General features: G+C 32.3%; 24 protein-coding genes. All 24 read right to left on the reverse strand.

Annotation, left to right across the window (positions count from 1 at the left end; genetic code table 11):
• The 24 genes from ACZ0AH_RS07420 to ACZ0AH_RS07535 all read right to left on the reverse strand — a co-directional run bounded on the left by ACZ0AH_RS07420 (position 1) and on the right by ACZ0AH_RS07535 (position 18884).
• Positions 1 to 900 (reverse strand): TlpA family protein disulfide reductase, encoded by a 900-nt coding sequence (locus tag ACZ0AH_RS07420; RefSeq protein WP_463475175.1) that lies wholly within the window; start codon positions 898 to 900, stop codon positions 1 to 3.
• Positions 901 to 966: 66 nt separating this feature from the next.
• Complete coding sequence (locus ACZ0AH_RS07425; RefSeq protein WP_463475176.1) at positions 967 to 1335, reverse strand: iron chaperone; 369 nt, start codon at positions 1333 to 1335, stop codon at positions 967 to 969.
• Positions 1336 to 1424: 89 nt separating this feature from the next.
• Entirely contained in the window at positions 1425 to 1892 is a 468-nt protein-coding gene (locus ACZ0AH_RS07430) for an SRPBCC family protein (RefSeq protein ID WP_463475177.1), read from the reverse strand.
• Between the two features lie 168 nt (positions 1893 to 2060).
• A complete protein-coding gene (locus ACZ0AH_RS07435; protein ID WP_463475178.1) occupies positions 2061 to 2747 on the reverse strand; it encodes a porin family protein in 687 nt (228 codons plus the stop codon).
• Positions 2748 to 2876: 129 nt separating this feature from the next.
• Positions 2877 to 4070, reverse strand: a complete 1194-nt coding sequence (locus tag ACZ0AH_RS07440; RefSeq protein WP_463475179.1) for a porin family protein — start codon at positions 4068 to 4070, stop codon at positions 2877 to 2879.
• A gap of 82 nt (positions 4071 to 4152) precedes the next feature.
• On the reverse strand, positions 4153 to 4734 hold the full coding sequence (locus ACZ0AH_RS07445) for an LOG family protein (protein WP_463475180.1): 582 nt from the start codon (positions 4732 to 4734) through the stop codon (positions 4153 to 4155).
• A gap of 97 nt (positions 4735 to 4831) precedes the next feature.
• Positions 4832 to 5365, reverse strand: coding sequence for a GNAT family N-acetyltransferase (locus ACZ0AH_RS07450; RefSeq protein ID WP_463475181.1), 534 nt, complete (start codon positions 5363 to 5365; stop codon positions 4832 to 4834).
• Between the two features lie 231 nt (positions 5366 to 5596).
• Positions 5597 to 6772 (reverse strand): lactonase family protein, encoded by a 1176-nt coding sequence (locus tag ACZ0AH_RS07455; protein ID WP_463475182.1) that lies wholly within the window; start codon positions 6770 to 6772, stop codon positions 5597 to 5599.
• Positions 6773 to 7152: 380 nt separating this feature from the next.
• Positions 7153 to 8256, reverse strand: coding sequence for an MBL fold metallo-hydrolase (locus ACZ0AH_RS07460; RefSeq protein WP_463475183.1), 1104 nt, complete (start codon positions 8254 to 8256; stop codon positions 7153 to 7155).
• 4 nt (positions 8257 to 8260) lie between these two features.
• A complete protein-coding gene (locus ACZ0AH_RS07465; RefSeq protein WP_463475184.1) occupies positions 8261 to 8686 on the reverse strand; it encodes a DUF1801 domain-containing protein in 426 nt (141 codons plus the stop codon).
• A 6-nt stretch (positions 8687 to 8692) separates the two neighbouring features.
• Positions 8693 to 9739, reverse strand: coding sequence for a serine hydrolase domain-containing protein (locus ACZ0AH_RS07470; RefSeq protein ID WP_463475185.1), 1047 nt, complete (start codon positions 9737 to 9739; stop codon positions 8693 to 8695).
• A 97-nt stretch (positions 9740 to 9836) separates the two neighbouring features.
• Positions 9837 to 10205, reverse strand: coding sequence for a nuclear transport factor 2 family protein (locus tag ACZ0AH_RS07475; protein WP_463475186.1), 369 nt, complete (start codon positions 10203 to 10205; stop codon positions 9837 to 9839).
• Positions 10206 to 10393: 188 nt separating this feature from the next.
• The gene (locus ACZ0AH_RS07480) at positions 10394 to 10822 is read right to left on the reverse strand and encodes a hypothetical protein (protein WP_463475187.1); all 429 of its coding nucleotides are present in this window, start codon (positions 10820 to 10822) and stop codon (positions 10394 to 10396) included.
• Between the two features lie 141 nt (positions 10823 to 10963).
• On the reverse strand, positions 10964 to 11752 hold the full coding sequence (locus ACZ0AH_RS07485; protein ID WP_463475188.1) for a helix-turn-helix domain-containing protein: 789 nt from the start codon (positions 11750 to 11752) through the stop codon (positions 10964 to 10966).
• A gap of 27 nt (positions 11753 to 11779) precedes the next feature.
• Positions 11780 to 12694: a helix-turn-helix domain-containing protein gene (locus tag ACZ0AH_RS07490; RefSeq protein ID WP_463475189.1), complete on the reverse strand. Its 915-nt coding sequence runs from the start codon at positions 12692 to 12694 to the stop codon at positions 11780 to 11782.
• 12 nt (positions 12695 to 12706) lie between these two features.
• Positions 12707 to 13603 carry an NmrA family NAD(P)-binding protein gene (locus ACZ0AH_RS07495; protein ID WP_463475190.1) on the reverse strand — a complete coding sequence of 299 codons (897 nt, stop codon included), beginning with the start codon at positions 13601 to 13603 and terminating at the stop codon, positions 12707 to 12709.
• A 96-nt stretch (positions 13604 to 13699) separates the two neighbouring features.
• Positions 13700 to 14185, reverse strand: coding sequence for an SRPBCC family protein (locus tag ACZ0AH_RS07500; RefSeq protein WP_463475191.1), 486 nt, complete (start codon positions 14183 to 14185; stop codon positions 13700 to 13702).
• 314 nt (positions 14186 to 14499) lie between these two features.
• A complete protein-coding gene (locus ACZ0AH_RS07505; RefSeq protein WP_463475192.1) occupies positions 14500 to 14706 on the reverse strand; it encodes a helix-turn-helix domain-containing protein in 207 nt (68 codons plus the stop codon).
• A gap of 3 nt (positions 14707 to 14709) precedes the next feature.
• Positions 14710 to 15249, reverse strand: a complete 540-nt coding sequence (locus ACZ0AH_RS07510) for a DUF2975 domain-containing protein (protein ID WP_463475193.1) — start codon at positions 15247 to 15249, stop codon at positions 14710 to 14712.
• A 324-nt stretch (positions 15250 to 15573) separates the two neighbouring features.
• The gene (locus ACZ0AH_RS07515; RefSeq protein ID WP_463475194.1) at positions 15574 to 16164 is read right to left on the reverse strand and encodes a hypothetical protein; all 591 of its coding nucleotides are present in this window, start codon (positions 16162 to 16164) and stop codon (positions 15574 to 15576) included.
• Between the two features lie 43 nt (positions 16165 to 16207).
• Positions 16208 to 16879, reverse strand: coding sequence for a DUF2625 domain-containing protein (locus tag ACZ0AH_RS07520; protein ID WP_463475195.1), 672 nt, complete (start codon positions 16877 to 16879; stop codon positions 16208 to 16210).
• 116 nt (positions 16880 to 16995) lie between these two features.
• Complete coding sequence (locus ACZ0AH_RS07525) at positions 16996 to 17427, reverse strand: GNAT family N-acetyltransferase (RefSeq protein ID WP_463475196.1); 432 nt, start codon at positions 17425 to 17427, stop codon at positions 16996 to 16998.
• An 18-nt stretch (positions 17428 to 17445) separates the two neighbouring features.
• On the reverse strand, positions 17446 to 18126 hold the full coding sequence (locus ACZ0AH_RS07530) for a DUF4919 domain-containing protein (protein WP_463475197.1): 681 nt from the start codon (positions 18124 to 18126) through the stop codon (positions 17446 to 17448).
• Between the two features lie 56 nt (positions 18127 to 18182).
• Positions 18183 to 18884, reverse strand: coding sequence for a lysostaphin resistance A-like protein (locus ACZ0AH_RS07535; protein ID WP_463475198.1), 702 nt, complete (start codon positions 18882 to 18884; stop codon positions 18183 to 18185).
• Positions 18885 to 18952 lie beyond the last annotated feature (68 nt).

The following is an 18952-nucleotide window of genomic DNA, read 5'->3' on the forward strand; positions in this document are numbered from 1 at the left end:
TTATTCAGCTTCAAATATTAATCTTATAAGCTGTTGTAAGTCACGTTTATTATTTTCTCCGCTGCCTTTCCATTTGCCAATAATAAACCCGTTTTTGTCTATTAAAACCTTATGGGGAATGCCGTTTACGAAATAGTCAGTGTCAATTGTACTCTTGTTTTCCAGGAGAGAAAGATGTTTCCAGGATTCGATTTTTTCTTTTACAATAGCATTTTTCCAAATATCTGATTTTTCATCTTTTGTAATACTTATGATTTCAAATCCTTGTTTGTGGTATTTTTTGTATAGTTCTTTTATATAAGGCAGTTCTTCTCTGCAAGGTGCGCACCAGCTTGCCCAAAAATCTATTAATACATATTTTTTTCCTTTAAAATCATCAAGGGAAACAGTTTTACCGTTGATATCTTTTAACTTAAAACCCGGTGCAATACTTCCTACTTTGCTTTGATTGAAATACTTTAGTTTTTCAGCCATTTCCTTTCCTTTTTCAGAATTTTGGATTTCAGGAGAGAAATTTAAGTATACTTCCACGAAAGTGTCATAAAAATTCATACCAACAAAACGATTTACATTTCCTCGGATTAATTGTAAAGCGAGCAATGAATTTGGATGTTTTCTGGCAAAATCAAAATCAAGTTTTAACTCATTAATTCCATTTTGATCTTTCGTATTTTCTAAAGTATCTAAACGAAGTATTAATTGATTTTTAATAATCGTATCTTTTTCAATCTCAATTTTTGAATACGTTTCTTTACTTAATTTTACAATAGAATCCTGAATTGCTTTGGTTGGTTTATGCAGTTCAATGATTTCTTTTTCTATTGCAGCTTCATCTTGTGCAAGAACAAACTGACTCGTAAAAAGTGTAATTATAAATAAGAAGAAGTAGAGGTTTTTCATAAAAGGATTTATATTCAGATTAGATAATAGTTTCCCGAATATAAGAACGAAAATCTAAAGTATTTGTTATTTCTTTTTGGGTTTTTCCAGATTTTCTTTTACCCTGAATTTTACAATTTTGGTAATTAAATCATAAGGTATTGGTTTATCCAAAGGAAATTGTACGGAACCTTTTCCGGATTTATATTGAGAAAGTTCTTCCTGAAAAGCTTCATGTCCGCTTGGTAAAGCATACAAACCAATATGATTTTTGAAAGCAGCAAAATAAACCACGATCCCGTTTTGTTCAAACGCCGGCATCGAATAACTGATTTTTTCCTTCGCATCCGGAGCTGCTTTTTGGATGGTCATTCTAATTTTTTCCAGGATTTCCTGTACTTCATTTGGAAATGTGCCAATATATTCGTCGATGTTTGCGGGTTTCTTTGTTTCCATATGATTTTTTGTTTTTTTAGTTTCAGGTTTCAAGTTTCAGGTTTCCGCGACGAACTTGAAACTAAAAAAACTTGAAACCTGAAACTTTTTTATGCAATTCCTTTGGGAAAACGATCTAAAACTAAATTCAGCAAAATACGATGTTCGAGATATGCTTTTGCGCCGGCTAAAACCAGCGTAAAACCTTCGGTTGAATTGCGAACCTGATCGATTATTTTGTCTGGATCGCCTTTTAAACCAGAATTGGTAATGCTTACAAAAGTTTCATTTTCGTCAAGCGGAGTAAAAACCCATTCGACTAAAGTAGTTTCATCAGGATTTCCCCATTCGATTACAATCTTTTTATTTTCCTGCAAAACATGCGTTGTAACCGTCAATGAAAAACCATACATTTCCCATGTCCATTCGGTTGTTTTGTCTTGTTCTAATTTTCCGGAGCCTTTTGTAAACCAAAATTTACTCGTGATTTCCGGATCAATAAAAGCCTGAAAAACTTCTGAAACAGGTTTCCTAATCAGCATTTCGGCTTTTGCGAATTTGTTATTTTCTGTTTTCATTTTTTGATTTGTGAAAGGGTTGTGTTTAATTATAAGTTATGAGTTATGAATTATGAGTTGTAAGATATAAAAAGTGCTTAATTTCTCGGAATGATAAAACTGGCATATAAACCTGAAGCAAGTTTTTCCGACCTCTAATTTAAGAAAATAGTACTTTAAATTAAAATTTTAATTAAATGTATATCCAGCTATCAAATTAATAGCGTTTGTTTTTATAGTATAATCAAATAAGCTGCTAGATTTAGCAATGTTTGCCAAACCTAAGTTTTCTCTTAATTCAACATAAATTTGATGATTTCCATTTAGTTTAAACTCTTTTCCAATTCCTGCTGAAATACCATAATCTAATGATTTTCTATATTTTGTATTGTCTTCATCATCAGTATTTAAACCTGGAATGTCATCTTTTGCGTCTAATTTTGTTCCGGATTTAAGCAGATAACCTAAATAAGGCCCGCCATTTATGTAAAAACTTTTATCCTTGCCGAAATTATATTTTAGCATAATTGGAAGCATAATATAATTTAGATATGTTGTAGTTTTAAATGTATAATTGCCGTTAATTAATATTGGTGATTCTGAGGTTTCCCATAACTCTATAGTAGTATTTCCAATCTGAGTTTTTCTTTCGTAATTAAGATCAGCCTTTATCGATAGATTTTCTTTTATTTGATATTGAAAAGAGACACCAAATAAATAAGCAAAACCAGGATTATCATCTGTATAAGACTCATAACCTCTGAAGTTGGAATAGTTTAATCCGGCTTGTACTCCAAATTTAATCTTTGAATCCTGTGCTGACGTTTTAAATGTAACAAGGGCAAGTGCAATCAATAAAAAAGTAATTTTGTTCATGTTTTGGATTTAAATGTTTTGTGTCAAATATATAATTACTCTTTTCATAAAAAGACATTGATAATCAAAAAAAAATCCAGACAATTGGTATTTGTCTGGATTTGTGAATGTTAAAAATTATTATTATTATTAGAATATCGAATATCCAAAAATCAACGAAATAGTATTGTATTTTGAATACCAGGTATTATAAGAGTTGTATAAATCCTTGCCAATTCCCATTCTTAATTCAATAGAATATTTGTTTTTAAAATTATATCCTGCACCAAAATCTAGACTTCCTCCTGATTTTAATTTTACATTATTAGTTAAAGTAGTTTTATAATAAGAATCTGAGTTAATCACCTTATCAATTACATATTGGCCATTTATGAATATTTTTGAAGTATTGTTTAGGAAAAAATAATGTCTGATACCAATAGGAAATTCAATAGAGCTATAATCTACCTTTGAAGTCATCGCACCCTGAACTTTTTCTGATTTATAGGATTGGTACGTTGGCTCGACTATAATTGCCCATTTATTTTTGTTAAAAGGTAAAATAAATTCAGCTTCAACACCAATTCTAAAGCCTGTTTTACTTCCAAAATCAGTATTATAAGATGGCATAAATTCATTTGTAACAGAAAAACTAGATGTTTTAATACCAGGTCTTATAGATAAATTAAACAGATCTTTCTTTTGTTTAATGTCGTAATTTACTGATTCTGAGTTACTGCATTGATTGTATTTTGTAAAAATATTGATCAGGTCAGATTTTTTATATTCAAGGTATTTAAGGTTTTGATTTGTAATAGCATCACATTGAAGTGCCATATAAATTTGTTGTCTGAACTGATTATTGTCTGCTATTTCAGTTTCAGAAACCTTATAGGTTTTAAATATCAATTGTGTAATTGGATCTGTTTCAGTTTTATAAAAGAATTTATATAAATCTCCGTTTTGATATTCATATAAAGATGCTTTTCCCTGAACTAATACTTTTAAAAATAACTTTTCTTCAGTAAATTTTGCATTTTTATTATAATCCATTTCACTTAAAACGTTTCTGAAATCGTCGATGTTTACAGTTTGTTTTTCGTATCTTGAAACATTGTAGATTTCAAATTCTTTTACATTTAAAATTGTTGCTTTTTGCGTCTGGTCTTGTTCGTCTAATTTGTATTCAAATTCAGTTGGGTTAATTCGCCAGTCCAGATTTTTAATCAGGCATTCGGTTTTTTTATTGTTATTGTCAATGAAATATCCTTTTTCAAAAACAATTTGGGAATAAGAATTAAGGGTTAAAAAAATAAAAAGAATTAGTAATAGTGATTTTTTCATTAGGGTTAGATAGATTGAATTTTTAAGTTTTTTTTGTAAATATATATAAATATTTATGTTAAAAAATTAAATTTCAATAAACCTATACTTTCTTCTTATCAACCCATTTGCCAATAGTTGGCGCTACGTAATTCCTCATTTGATGCAATAAATCATCGATATTATCACTTACCAAAAGCATTTTCTGATTCACATCTTTTAGTAAACCTTTCTCTACCATAACTTTAGTCAATTCTATAAGAGAGTCATAAAACCCATTGATATTTAAAATCGCGATTGGTTTTTTATGCAAGCCTAATTGTGCCCAGGTGAGCATTTCAAAAAGTTCTTCAAGAGTGCCAAAACCACCCGGAAGTGCAATAACGCCATCACATAAATCGTTCATTTTGGTTTTTCTTTCGTGCATGCTTTCTACCAAAATTAATTCGGTTAAACCGAGATGTGCAATTTCTTTCGATCTTAAAAAATTAGGCAGAACGCCAATTGCTTTTCCGCCAGCATTTAAAACGCCATCCGCAACAGCGCCCATTAAACCAACGTTTGCGCCGCCGTAAACCAATTCTATATTTTGTTTTGCCAGGGTTTGCCCCAATAAAATAGCTTGGTCATTATAAATTTCTTCGGTACCAAAACTTGATCCGCAAAAAACGGTTATTCTTTTCATTGTTTTTTTAGTTAAATGTTATTCGTTAAATGTAAAATTGTGATAAAGTTTAAATCAAATAAATATATTTAAACTTAAAACCTACAACTTCTAGTATTTAATTTTTTACTTTCTTTAATTCATATTCAAAATGCGGAATATCGACTCCATTACTGGTAACATTCATTTCGCCTATTTTTACAGCTCCGAGCTTTTCTACAGCTTTTTGTGAACGGATATTTTCTGCACCAATATGAAAAATAACCGAATCGACATGTTCAAAAGCATAATCCATCAGCAATTTTTTAGTCGATTTATTATACGGACCGCCCCAGAATTTTCGGGAAATAAAAGTATAGCCAATTGCAATACTGGATTGTTCCGGTTTGTAATCGTAAAATCGGGTATTGCCCATAATTTCATTCGTCTTTTTATCTAAAATCAAAAAAGAACTTTTCGAGTTTATGGCAGCATCAAAAAAAGTTTTGAAAACGTCTTTTTTATAGCGGTCCTTCATAGGATGCTGTTCCCAAATCAAAGGATCTGAAGCTATTTGATACAATTCTTCAAAATCACTTTCCTGTAACGGAATTAATTTTGTCACGTCGTCTTCTAATACTTCAGGCTGTAAATTGAATGCTGAGTTTGTCATTTTTTTAGCGTTTTTATGTTTTGTTTGCTATGTCTTTTTGCCACGAATTTCACAAATAAACGCGAATTAAAATAAAACATGGGGATTTTCATCTATGAATCAAAGTTTGTCATTTCATCAATCAGGATGACAAAGATTGCGAATGAAAATTAAAGAAAAAAATCCGTTTTAATCCGTGTTTTTGCGAAGTAAATCTGTGTCATCCGTGTTCCGTATTTACTATAACAATTATCAAATACGCTTAATCTGAACACAGGAAACATTCTCCATTTTAACTTCTTTTCCGGTTTTTTTAAGCAATCCTGTTTTTGAATTTCTTTTAAAAACAACCACATTTCCTGTATTTACATTTGTTGCAATCAGGAATTTTCCACTTTCATCGATGGCAAAAATTCTCGGATGTTTTCCTAAAGTCGATTGATAACCAACGTTTTTTAAAAGCCCATTTTCATCAATAGAAAAAATAGCGATATTATTTTCTTTTCCTCTGTTTGTCGCATATAGAAATTTTCCGTCAGGCGAAATATGAATATCTGAACTCTCAAAACCTTCCGTAATTTTATCCGGATGTGTATTGATGCGCTGAATTTTGGTTAAAACACCATTTTCATATTGATACACACTTATCGCTCCGGCCATTTCTTCGATACAATACCCGAATTTTTGGTTTGGATGAAAAGTAAAATGTCTGGGTCCCGCTTCTAAATCTGTTTTGGTAAAAGGATGATCCGTTTCTATTAAAGGCTGCTTTTGAGTTGCAGCAAAACGATAACAGCGTATTTTATCGGCACCTAAATCCGGCATAAACAAATAATCATTTTGCGGAGAAAATACGGTCGAATGAACATGAGATCTTGTTTGCCTTTCTTTATTGATGCTTCCATCCAGATATTGAAAATTCTGAGCAATCGAATCTATTTTTCCATTTTCTAAAAGCGGATGAACCGAAACACTTCCTTCTGTATAATTCCCATTTACAAGCCATTTTCCGCGTTTATGAACCGAGACATAAACCGGATTTTCACCGCCGCTTTTTTGTTTATTTAAAAAAGTCAGTGTTTTATTTTCAGGATTAAATTCAAAACTGCTCACATTTCCGTCATTTGGTGTTTTGGTTTCTGTACAAGCGTATAAAAATTTCCCGTTTGGCGATAAAGTCAAATACGACGGATTAACAACATTTGTTGCCGAAGCTACTTTGCTCAGTTTTCCGTTTATCGTGTCTAATTGATAAATCCGGATAGATTCTGCCGTTTTATCCCTGTTGTAAGATCCCAGAAAGACATAGGTGTTTTGAGCAAACAAATTTAAAGTTAACAGAAGCGTAATCGCTAAGAAGTGGTTTTTTAGTTTCAATTTAATTTGGTTTTTTGTTTCAGGTTTTTCTTTGGTTCTTCTTTGTTTCAAGTTTCATGTTTCAGGTTGTCCCCAATTTTGTCATTTCGACGTAAGGAGAAATCGCACTGGAAATTCCGCAAAAAAAGCGTCAATCTTATTTATTTACAAAGATTTGTCGTTCCTCAAAATGACAAAAAATGGCTATACTTTGCGTTGCAAGGGATTAAAATCCCTTGCTACAAAATAAATCATTCCTCCGGAATTTTATAAGAGTTCCGGCGGAACGTATCATATTTTAGGGATGGATTTTAATCCATCCTTCGCAACGAGATTTTTTGATATAATTTCTCCTTGAGTCGAAACGACAAACTAAACGTATTTTTCAAATTTCAGTCATAATTTAAAGTCTATAATCTAAAATCTGCAATCTAAAATCTGCAATCTAAAATTTATTTAACCCCTTTCCACCATTGTTTAAACTCTTGTTTTTCATTTTTCAATTCAACTAATTCACCAATCATTGGCGTAATCAGCGGAATTGGATTTTCTGAAGCAGCATTTAATTCGGTTACTTTTATCAAAGGTTCATCCCAGGAATGGAGCGCTAATGAAAATTTAGACGAATGAACCGGAAATACTCTTTTTGTATTTAAATCTTTCATGGCTTTTATAACATCTTCCGGCAAATTATGAATGTATTTCCACGCCGGATTATATTGGCCATTATCGATAAGCGCAATATCAAAAGGACCGTATTTTTTGCCAATTTCTGCAAAATGAGAATCGTAACCACTATCGCCGCCCAAATACATTTTGAAGTCTTTGGTTGCTAAAACAAAAGACGTCCAAAGCGTGTTGCAGCGCTTAAAACTTCTGCCCGAAAAATGTCTTGACGGAGTGGTATAAAGCGTCAAATTCTGGTCAAGTTCTATTTTTTCATGCCAGTCTTTTTCGATAATATGCTGAACTGGAAATCCCCAGAATTCAAAATGGGAACCAACGCCAAGAGGGCAAATTATTGTATTGACTTTTGGTTTTAATTTTAAAATAGTTTTATAATCCAAATGGTCGTAATGATCGTGGGTAATCAACAAATAATCAATTTCAGGAAGATCGTCAACGGTATAAATATCAGTTCCTTTGAAGGCTTTTGTTGTGCCGGCAATAGGTGAGGCGTTTCCGCTAAAAACGGGATCTATTAAAAAACGTTTTCCTTTAAGCTGAATAAAATACGAAGAGTGTCCAAACCAAACCAGAATATCCTGGTCTTTGGAAAGGTCAGGCAAATTGGTTTTTATGGACGGAATGCTATCAGTCGGAATTTTTCTGTCTACTTTTTTAAATAGAAATTCAGAAATTACATTAAAGTAACCGTAACCTTCTGCGAGTTCCGGGGTAAAATTTTCGTTTTCGAATCTTCCGTTTTTATATTGAGGCGATTTTTGAATTAAGGCTAATCTTTCTCCGGAAGGTTTTTTTCCGAATCTTGGATCTTGTAAAAAGACATAAAATGCAATGGCGAAAAGAACAATTATTAGTAAGGTTGTGATCATTATTTTAGTTTGGGGGATATAATTTATTTAAGTGTTCTACAGAAATTAAAATCATTTTCTTTAGGATTTCGACATCAATATCTGCTAATTTTTTAATGTAAATACAGCCTTTTGAAGCTTTATGTTTTCCGAATTTCGAAAGCAATTCTTCTTTTCTTTCGGCTGCTGCATAGGCATAAAGTGAGATGGCAGCTTTTCTTGGCGAAAAACCAACAAGCGGTGCATCGCCTTCGTGTCCGCTGGGATATTTGTAATGATAACTTCCGAAACCAATAATACTTGGCCCCCACATTTTGGGTTCAAAACCGGTAACTTCCTGCATTATTTTGATGAGTTCAAAAGCATCATTTCGTTTTGTTTCATCCTCAACCGTATTATTGATAAAATCAATAACGCTGCTTTCTGTTTCGGTGGTTTTATTTTTTGGCATTGTATGTTATTTTTGATCCAATACTTTACTTTTAAAGAGAATTTCCTTGATTTTAATCTCAGATAAATAGAATAAATCAGGATTGTCATTCATTTGATTTTCCAGAACAATTAAACTGATATCTTTTTCAGGGAAATACAAATTTACTGAAGAAAATCCATCGCCAAGACCCGTATGACCAATATATTTTATGGGTTCTTTATCGATAATTCTGATTCCATATCCATAACCTACTTTTTCTTTCCCAAAAACATTGTGCTGCGCCAGAATATTATATTGGGTCATTAATTTATACGATTCAGGTTTAAGGATTTTTCCTTTATGGAGATTGTTATTCCAGATTGCTAAATCATTTACGGTCGAAATAATTCCGTCAGCGCCCAAACTTTCATCATTAATCTGACTATTTTTCATTGGATCTAAAACGTCATTTTTATTGATATATCCTGTTGCCAGATTTTGCCTTTTACTTTTAGAATAACAAAAAGTGTTTTTCATCTCCAGTTTTTTGAAAAGCGCATTTGCCATTTGGCTATAACTTTTTTTAGAAGAGAATTCGACAATTTTTGCAAGAAGATTATAACTTATATTTCCATATTTAAAATCGGTTCCGGGTTTAAAAGCAAGTGGTTTTTGCAAATCAACAATTCCATGTGTATGATTCAATAACTGATGAATTGTTACAGAATCTGTCCAGCTTTGAGTAAGTTCAGGTAAATATTTTTTAATAGGATCCTGCAAATTAATTTTACCTTTTTCTACTTCTAACAAAATCAAAACGGCCGCAATTTGTTTACTATTCGACATGATTTCGAATTGTGTATTAATTGTTAAAGGTTTTTTGTTTTTGAAATTTGCAAAACCCTGAGCTTTCGAATAAAGCTTTTTTTCATTTTGAGTAATTAAAATAGTTCCGTTAAATTTTGGTTCAATACTATTTATTAAGCTATCAATTTGACCAGAATAATTGTCTTTGTTTTGAGCGAAAGAATTGAAATTAGAAAATATAAAAATAAAGAAAAGTAAAAAGGTTATTCTGGAAGTAAGGTTCATTGGTTTTTTTAATTTTTTTGTTTCAAGTTTCAGTCTCAATGATAAGCTTGTGCTGTATACTGAGACTTAAAACGGTATGCTGCGACTGAAAACTAACCTAAAACATTCCATTTTCATTAAGAGGTTCTTTCGGAATTGCTTGTCCTAAATCCCAAAGCTCTACAATTTTATCTTCTTTAAATTTAAGGATATGAACTACAGCAAAACCAATATCGGTTGGAGTTTGTTTTAAATGCGAATGTACGGCGACCAGATTTCCATCTTCGAGAATATGGTGAATTTTAAAAACTTTATTGGGATTCGTTCTTGTAGATTCTTCCATGGCGAGCATCAAAGTATCTGAATCGCCTTTAAAATAGGCGTTATGATGTTTGAATTTTTCACTAACATGAAGTCGGAATGCTTCATGGGAATGCCCGTTTGCGGCGAGTTTCAAAAAGTCCTGAGCGATTTCTTTCTTAGTCATGATTTTAAAATTTAAAAGCTAACTAAGTTATGAAATTTAACAGTATCATTACACGTAAAAAACTCCCGAATTTTGAAATATATTTATAAATCTTCTGATTTTATTTTGGTAAGATCAATACCTGATTTTTCAAATTCTTTTTCGTCTAAATCGGTATGATTTCTCGCCCATCTTTCAAATTATTGAAACTAGATGAGTACTTTTTTCTTCTTTTTAGAGCATAATTTTATAGCCAGATACGCCATCGGAATATAAGCAAAAACCAGATCAATAATTGTAAACCAAAGGGGAGAAGGCAATGTATAAGTATTCACGATTCCGCCCAATAAAAAGAAAGCACCAATGATTAAACCCAGTTTTGTTTTATGATTCGAAGCTATTAAAACCGTTGTTACAGCTCCTGCAAAAGTTCCAATTGCATGTGCCAGAAACGGAAAAATAAAATGTTTTGGCTCAAATAAATGCATGGTCGTTTTTAATCCTTCCATAGTTGTAACATCAGCACCGTTTGGCGGCGGAATAACGGAACTGCTCATTAAAATAATAGCCATATTGACAACACTTCCAACAAAAAGGCCAATTATTACAGCCAGTGTATTCTTTAAAATCGGATTCATAAATCTAAGTTTTATTCCTACGAATTTAGGAAAAATTATAGCTCTTTGATGAAAGGATTTTTAATTTGAGTAAAATCTTTTTTTAATTTAAAAGATCAATACAATTTAAGATTCTATAAAAACTAAATTGTTACTGATGCACTATTTCTTTGTTTTTCGTGCAAATGCTGCCGGAGTTGTGCCGCTGTAACGCTTAAATTCCCGACTGAGGTGCGATTGATCTGTATAGCCCAATTCATCAGCCAAACCTGCAATATTGGTATTAGGGTCAAGCAATAATTGATTCCGAACCTGTTCAAAACGCATTAAACCCGAAACATCTTTGACACTATAGCCAGAGGATTGTTTGAAATTTCTCTCCAGCGTACGTACCGTTGCATGTGCCGCTGCGGCGATCTCACTGACTGGGATAATTCCGTTTGCTTCTCTCATGGCAGTTCCTGCTTTAGATAATATATTATGAGCAGCAACATTTGATTTTGTATTTAGAAAAAATTGTTTTATTAGATCAATTGCTTCTTCTATTTTTTTGGCATCAATTGATTCATTCAATTTAGATTGAAGATGCACAATAGGATGATCAAATTCTTGTACGCCATTTTTGCCGGAAGGAAGTTCGAGTAAATCAAATACGGTCCAGGGAAAACATCTTATGCCAATTATTTCTAAGGTATTGTTTGAGTCAAAAATTGCCGGCTGATTGAGTAATCCTATGACAAAAGGTGATGGTAATGGCTGTAAAACGTCGTTATAAGAAATGCTGAGATGACTTTTAAAATAAAAAATAATTTCGGCGTAACCATCCGGAATTACCTCGAAACTGGATTCTTGTTCCTGCGCGTTTTTTTTGTTGTACCAAAAACATTTTATAGCATCCTGCAGTTCTTGCGGAGGATCAAATTCCTGATGGTACATTTTGAAAGAAGACATAATTACAGCGTTTGAATATCAAATATATTAATTAAAAGACTGCCTGAATTCCAGAGGCGAAACATTTGTTTTCGTTTTAAATAATTTACTAAAGGATTGATGATGCTCAAAACCCAGTTCAAACGCGATTTCGCTTATGGATAAATCTGTGGTCGAAAGCTTTTCTTTTGCCTTTTCAATCAGTTTATCGTGAATGTGCTGTTGCGTACTTTGACCAGTAAGCATTTTCAATAATCCGCTTAAATAACTGGGAGAAACATTTAAACTTTCGGCAATATGCTGAACCGTTGGCAAACCTTTTTTCGAAAGGAAATCACTGCTGAAATACTCATCAAGTAAATTTTCTAAACGTGCCAGAATTTGATGATTGCTGATTTTTCTGGTGATAAACTGGCGGTTGTAAAAACGTTCAGAATAGGTAAGCAGCAATTCAATTTGGGCAATAATCACATCCTGACTGAATTTATCAATATTCGATTGATATTCGTTTTGGATATTTTTTATGATATTAATAATCATTTTTTCTTCTTTATCCGAAAGATGCAGCGCTTCATGAACCGAATAGCCAAAATACTCGTATTGTTTTATTTTTTTGGCAAGCGGTGTATTCCACAAAAAATCAGGATGGACCAATAAGGACCATCCTGTATGCTGTAATTCTGCATTTCCTTCTATAGAAAAAACCTGACCTGGCGCAATAAATAGCAAAACACCTTCTTTAAAATCATATTCCTGCTGACCATAACGCATGGTTGCATTAGCATGTCGTTTTAATGCAATTGAGTAAAAATCAAGCATCAAACTTTTAGGTTCATTTTCGTTGAGGTGTTTAAGATCTTCAAAATTATAAACACTCACTAAAGGATGTTCCGGTTTAGGCAAATCTCTAAATTCATGAAATTCGCTGATACTTTTTATTCTATGTGGTTGCTGATTTGCCATAGTCTAAGGTACTTATTTTTGGTTGTAAACAGCCGCAAATTCTTTTGCATAATCTGCCAGTTTTGTTTTTCCCATTTCAGCAGGTTTATTTTGCAAATAATCTTCGCCTAATGAACCGTTGTAAAGTCCGGCGTACATTTCGACCAAACCTTCAGCAATTTTTGGCTGCATTCCAACATTTATTAAACCATCCAGCGTTTCCTGATCGGTTGTTAAAATCCATTTTAAATCCGGATTTCCAATTGCTTCGCCTAAAATCTTGGCAGTTTCGTGGCCCGTTAATTCTTCGCTTGCTACATAACGAATTTTTCTTCCGTCAAGCGGAGTTACTATTTCTTCTGCAATAGCTTCTGCGATATCATTTGGAGAAACCCACGGAATCATTTTATCCGCACCATAATTAGCAGCAATAAAACCGCGATTTTTTATAACCGGAATGTAAGCCAGCAAATTATAGAAAAAAGAAGTTGGACGCATATACGTAATTCCAACATTTGGCAATGTGTTCAAGACATCTTCGATCTCACGATAACGCAAAATAATTCCCGAATTTTGTTTTAAATGCGCTCCAATACTGCTTAAAAACACCACACGTTTTACGCCTGATTTAGTAATTGCTTCGGCATAATTATTTCCAATTTTACGCGTAAAAGCGTCCAAATCAAGATTAGGATCAAAGTAGTTTGCTCTCGGAATCATGCAATAAACAGCATCTGCGCCTGTAAAAGCCGTTGCAAGAAATGCTACATCTTCAACAGATCCAATCGCTGCTTTAGCGCCTAATTTTTCAATTGTACCTTGTTTTTCGGCATCGCTGGTAATTACGGTAACCTGATGTCCTTTTTGCACTAACTCAGTAGTTAATGGTTTGCTGATGTTCCCTAAAGAACCTGTAATTATAATTTTCATCGTTCTATTTATTTGTTGATACAAAGTTGCGCAACAACAAACGAATAGCTTTAGCCAAATCTACTTTCGTCTTAGTCTAAAAATAGTTTTTGAATGTTATTTTTGGCTTAGTTTCTTTTCATTTTCTGTTTGGGGTTTGTCTTTGCCATTTGACGTTCCTTTGCCTGTGGTAATGAGGTTTTTTAGGCTTTTCTGAATATAAGTTGTCCACGCATCTTTGCAAATATCAAAACATTCATAATCCGGAACCAAACCATAATGTGTAAAACGAAGTTCGGTTTTTCCGTCTTTTTCAGAAATTTCAAAAGTTGGTTTTGTTCCCGTCCATTCGGTTTCATCTTCCGTAAATTTAAAGTAGTTTTTTTCAACCAGCCAAACCACTTTCTGATTCGGAATTACTTCAATCAGCTTTATTTTGCAGCGGTGAACATCTTCATAATGATAATCAAATTCATCGTTCAGTTTTGCTGTATTTCCTTCAATTTCTTCTGACCACCAGCCACGAACATTCGTAACGGCATTAAAAACTTCTTCAGGAGATTGATCGACTAGTATGGTTGTGGTAAAATCTGATGCACTCATTTTATTTGAATTTAGAAATTAATATAACAAATATACTTTCTAATAATCAATAACTTAGGATGTTTAAAAGACAATTTTAAGGGCTGAATGAGACAGGTTTTTTTGATTTTAGACTTTAGATTCTTGGAATCATGATTTGGATTTCACCCAATCTTGTCATTTCGAACGAAAGGAGAAATCGCACTGGAAATTCCGTAAAGAAAAGCCAATCTTTGTCGACTTCCGGATGTGATTTCTCTCTTCGTTCGAAATGATAAAAAAATACGTCATTGCTTGGAACGAAGCAGCTATATTCTAAATCCTAAACCTTTATATTATTCTTTTACAAATTCCAGAATATCTCCGGGCTGGCAATCCAGAACTTTACAAATAGCCTCAAGCGTACTAAACCGAACTGCCTTTGCTTTGCCTGTTTTTAAAATCGAAAGATTCGACAACGTCAGGTCAACCTTCTCCGAAAGTTCGTTTAATGACATTTTTCTTTTCGCCATCATCACATCTAAGTTTACTATTATTGGCATGTTTTATATGGTTAATTCGTTTTCATTTTGTAATTGAATGCCTCTCGCAAAAAGCTGAGAAATAAAATACAAGATCAAGGCAAAGAATAAAAAAGCATCTCCAAGTCCAATATGCTCCATAATATTTGGAAGAGGTATTTTCAGCGCAATAAATTTTTCAGAATAAGATACTACTACTTTACTGAAAATTCCAATAATCAAAGCAAATGCACTCATCTTTTTAATTAATTTGCCAATAGTTTCGTGAAAAGGACTAACCATATTTATTTTCATGAAAATTTGAATTAAGGTATAAAACAGCAATGCTTCAAAAATCGTAATTACGATAATACAGAAAACCATTATGGTATAATCTACATAATCATAGGCTTTTAGTTGCGATAAGTCTAAACCTATTGCTAAATTTTTTGCTGCAATTTCCGGATAATACATCGTTATAAAATAAGACACTAAAAGTGATCCCGCTTTTAAACAAGCTCCAATAAAAGTAATCCATGAAACAACGTTCAGGGTTTTCAAAATGAGGGTTGAATTTGTTGACATAATATTTTGGTTTTAAATATATACAAGACAAATGTAAATAAATTTATTGATAAACGATAAATTTTTATTTAAAAGTAAAAAATATTTGTCTTTTAAAAGTTTTTAGCTTTTTAAAAATGTATTTAAATCCAATGAAAATAAGGAAAGTTTGAGTTTTTATTTGAGCAGAAAAAAAGATATCACTTCCATTTTTACTGTGTGGGCATAAGTATAAAAAACAAACACGAATTTTACGAATTTCCACAAATCAATGGTCAACGTAGATGGTGAAATTAACTTCACGGACAATTGTGGTAATTAATGAAATTCGTGTTTAAAATTGATTTATTTAGTTTCGGTTTTCAACAGCTTTCTTCCTTCAATAATCATTCTGGTACCGTAAGAAATGGTAGCAATTGCACATCCTAAACTTACCACGACATTTGCCAGATTTACAGTTGTCGTTTTCTGAGTTATTAAATAAAGACCAAGAATCGCAAATAAACAAGTCCAGGTGCCCATATAATAATCAAAAGTACGGTTGAATATTTTGGCTAACGGAAAAAAGTGCAAACCAACAACCAAAGCAAAAAACGGAATAAACAATTCGTCGTGATTCATGTTCATCAAAATATTTTTGGCAAGCAAGATTCCTAAACCTTCTAAACCAAAGATGATCATAAACCATTTTTCTTTGCTTTTTTCTTCGGCAGTTTTTTCGATTGTAGTTTCCGGTAATGTTTTTTGAACTTTTGTAAACGTAAAATAGAAATATAAAAAGCTCGCAATGATTAATCCTAAAAGGATTCCAATAATTTTTAAATCTCTGTTTTCCAGATAATACTCGGCGATAAAAGTCCAGATTGCGGTGTTGATAATCATAAAAAATAAACCTCCAATAGGTTTGTCAATGTCTTTTTTTGTTAATGAATTCATGTGGGGAATGTTTGATTTTAAGGGATTATTTGATTTTATTGTTTCATTTATCAAGTTGTTTTCTAAAATCAATATTTAAAGTATATTGTTCTTCAACTAGAATTGCTTTTCTAGATGATTTCTCAATGTTTTTACCTTCTTTTGTCCACAAAAAAGGGACAAAGTTAAAAACCTGATCGCCGCTTAATGTAGAGATATCTTCTTTCCAGTTTTTCCATCTGAAATCTGCGTAGAACTTATTAATATCGCCATTAAAACAAAAGGTTAGAAATTCAGTATAAGTTAAGTCAAGATGTTCATATTCTAAACTATCCGGCGCAAAATAATAAATCTTTCCTAAATCATTTCCCAGTGCACCACCATTTAAGATGAAAAAGCCACCAATTGCATCATCCGCTATTAGTAAAAAGGAAGCAGGTTGTCCAAATTCTTTATATGATTTGTTTAGATTCCAATCGGGTAATGTTCTTTTTAGCTTATCATTTCCAGATCCTAGAATTCTAATCCAACCATTATCGATTAAAATTCCGCCAGTCATATAAACAATTGCGCCCATTGGAGAACGTGTTGTTACCTGAGTATTATATAAAGCTTCTTTAGCTTTTTGATTATCGACAGAAAGAATTTCAACTTTATTTGTCGCAGAATCAATCCATTCTTTTACGTAAGGCCAACCGGAATCATTCTCGTTTATTAATTCATTAATTGGACGCATTTTATTTTGTGAAAATGTTGATAGAGTTAAAAAAGATAAAAGCAGTGTTAAGGTTTTTTTCATATTGTATTTCGTAATTAAACGAATGGGAGGATACTTATTTTGCGAAATTAATACTAATTTATCATTTCTAACAACTCAAACAAGATATAATCCCCATGCTCTGATAAACCTCTTTCTTTCTCAACAAAGCCTTTTCGTTTATAAAAATCAACGGCTTTTGTGTTTTTCTCCAGACATTTTAAAGAAATAGGAAGATTAGTTTGCTGAATCGCTGCTTTTAATAATTGCGTTCCAATGCCTTTATGCTGAAATTGTTGATCAATATACAAATGATGAATGAATTTGTTGGGCATCCAGATTGAAATAAATCCAATAGGAATCTCATTCTCAAGCGCAACCAAAATCGATTCTCCTTGTGTATCTTTTTCAAAATCTTTCAGGCGGAATTCGGATGGTTTGAGCCACGAAAAAGTTGCCCGTCTTTCTTTTAGGTATAATTTTCTTAAAGAATCATAGTCACTATTTCTAACTGGAATGATTTTCATCTGAAGTAAATCAATTTTCTATTTCAGGGATTTTGATTCGTTTTCGAGCATTTTTTCGATATTAAAATAAATGCCGTCAACATTATATTTGCCTTTTTCGAAGCTCAGATAATCACAATTTCCCACTAAAGACTGCGATTTAGATTCGACTTCGAAAACATTCAAAAGCATATATTCATGCTCAACCATTATGACATGAAATCCGGTTTCGCACTTTTTTCCGTCACCCGAAGATAAAATGGCATTCAGGATACTATGAAATTTCAAAGAAGCCGCATCAGCAGATTTGTCATCTCCTTTTAGGTGATAAACATAACCCAGAAAATTCAATTGTTTCAAATCAAACGGAAAATCGCTCAAAGAATGATTGGCAAGTTTTATGATTTCGTCATAATCTGTCTCTTCAAGTTCTTCTTTACCATAAAATTCGCGAAGTTTTTCTTCGTCAGGAGATTTCCAAAAAGCATTGTATTTGGGCTGAAAAACATAACCAAGATACAAATGCTGATACTCTTCGTTGGTTAAAAGCGTATCATTACTTACATATCTTTCCATTAATTTTGGATAATAATACGAAGATTTTTTGTCCTGAATTTCTTTTTCAATTGCTTTATAATCAGGAATTTTAAAAGTATTTTCTTGTGCAAAAGCTGTTGACGTTATTACGAATACAACTAAGATTAAAATTTTTCTAATCATGACTCAGGATTTAGTTTGAATGAAACTAAAGTACAATTAAAAATTAATAATTTCTCTTATTCATTTGCTTGTTCTGGAATATCACCCGTATTATATTTTCTCAAATAGAAATAAGTCAAAATGGGCAATCCAATTATTTGAAGAATAAAGAATACCAAAGATAAAATTCCTTCTAACTTTTTATCACTGTCAATAATTAAATATTGATGTCCTAATGGTCCTTTTGAAAACACAATAGTATTGATAAGATTCCAACCCAAATGCAACCCGATTGGGAGATAGAGCGATTTTGTTTTGGCATAAGCAAAAGCAAACATAAGTCCCCAAATTCCGGTCATAAAAAATACGATTGCCATTTGTACCGGATTTCCCAACGCTCCAAATGTAAACCAGTGATAAATCCCGAAAGCTGCTGCAGAAGCAATACAAGCCCATTTGATTCCGAATTTTTTAATGGCAATATAAAGTAAAGCACCTCTAAAAAGAAGCTCTTCAAACAGAACAGAACTTAAAACCCACCAGGAACTTTTTAAAAATTGTTCGGTTTTAAAATCGTTATTTACAAGATAATGCGTGTTTGATAAACTTGAAGTTGAAACATAATATAAAACACAAAAAAGCGAAGCCATAATAAAACCATACAGAAAATTGAAAGCTCGGTTTTGCGTTAATTTAAAACCTAAAACGGATAAATTGGATCTGTCAAACCACAAAAGTAATAGCCAGGAAATGATAAGTTCAACAAGAATTCCGATCATAATTTTGTTTTAAAGCGTCTAAAATAATTATTCTTTTTCAATTGTGATAATCCATTTCTTATTCTTTT

Source organism: Flavobacterium sp. AC105, assembly GCF_979258495.1.